Annotated in this window: 2 protein-coding genes; both read right to left on the bottom strand. The window is 37.5% G+C overall.

Annotated features, from left to right (window positions below):
* Nucleotides 1-1,181, bottom strand: a 1,181-nt coding sequence (locus ACS8FC_RS14050; protein WP_439297213.1) for a transposase, incomplete at its 3' end; no start/stop codon positions are given.
* On the bottom strand, nucleotides 1,165-1,614 hold a 450-nt coding region (locus tag ACS8FC_RS14055; protein WP_439297214.1), incomplete at its 5' end, for a TnsA endonuclease C-terminal domain-containing protein. The genes ACS8FC_RS14050 and ACS8FC_RS14055, both read right to left, overlap by 17 nt.

Raw genomic sequence — 1,614 nt, forward strand, 5'->3', positions numbered from 1 at the left:
ACAATAGGTTTTAAGTCGCCACGATAAGGAGGGGTATTCTCTACTCGAACTGAAAAGCTTTTTTCCAAGGTCTCAATTTGATGACCTAGTAACTCTCCACGATCTGCGAGAATTGCATCTGGCAAGCCTATACATGGCCAATCGTCAGCTGTGATATTAATACCATTATTTTTACAGTAACTTTGTTTATCCGCTACTGCCATCTCTAAGGCTTGAATACTCGTGGCATAGGAAGGGTTTTCAAATCCAATATAAAAACCTGCTACCATGCGGCTAAACACATCTGTAACGAAGTAAATAACTGGACGACCTACAATACTCTGCCTATCTGAATCAGATACTAGATAAATATCTGCAATAGTAGCGTCGATCTCATAGCGTGAACCAGGACCAAGAACTTGAGTGTTAACAGTCGAGCTTAACTGTCTCACATCTTTGTTATAACTGATTTTATTATATCTAGCTTTGAGTTTTTGAACGGAAGTAAAGTTCTTGTCATAAAAGTATTTAAACTGCCAGATACTAGGAAAGTCCTCTTCTTTAACATCTGGATTTAAAGAGCGATACATTGTTTTAAATTTTCGGTAAGCATAGACGACTGTATGCTTGCTATCGTTTAATAAGTACTTATTTATAGTAATTGAGAAGAGCCTTTCTACATCTTCATTAATAACGGCAGTAACCCCTTCCTTATAGAGCCTAGGCCTACCTAGCTCTTTATCTTTAGCAATACGCTTTTTTCCTTTCGCTCCAGAATTCTTATAGTTCGGAAGTAGAGCATTAGGTACTTGGCCTTTTTGCCAATACCTACGAAGTAATCGATATAGCGTTTGCTTTGTACTTCTTTTAGAGTCAACAATCTCATTAATGAAATTTGCACGTTCCTCTGGAAGGTAATATAAAGGGTGACTTACGATAGGCTTAATAAGCTCATAATTCTCATCTCTTTTTAACTGAGCTTTACTGCCATCTTTTGGAGTTTGTAACAGTAAACTCTGATGAGGGTCGTCAGTGATATAACACACACCCTCTTCAATCAGACTTACTAAATCCTTAATAAGTACAAGTTCAGGCAATGAGGATGTACGATCAATCTCAATCCAAACAACTTGCTCTGGTAAAAGGCTTAGTATTCTATACGTTGAACCTTGATTACTATAGACATCATTGATTCGCAACATATCCAAGCTCCTCAGTCATCAAGTCCCAATAATGAGAGTTACTTATTTGAATGTCGCTACACTTTAGCTTTCTGAAGTCTATGCGAAGGTCGAATGTGAAGAACCTCAGCCCTAATAGCGTTCTCAACTCATTAAGCGAACTGCCTACCTCACTGAAATATGCAGTATCAATATCTTTGCACACAGCGATAATGCTTTTTTCAGGATATTTGGTAAATTCCTTAGCGTAAAAATACAGACTGTCTTGAGTATCAACTGACCTATTTAGAGTAGTTTCTGGATATAGCCATTTAATGTTATTTTGAACGGCTATAGGTATGTCTTTTTCAGTGATTATCTGCCACGAAATGCCTTTAGAGTGCCAGTATCGACGCTCTATCTCTAGTTTCTCTAGAGTTCTGGGCTTCATTAGATCTTTTGAATATTTTGCCTG

It is taken from the genome of Psychrobacter sp. 1Y4 (genome assembly GCF_051847555.1).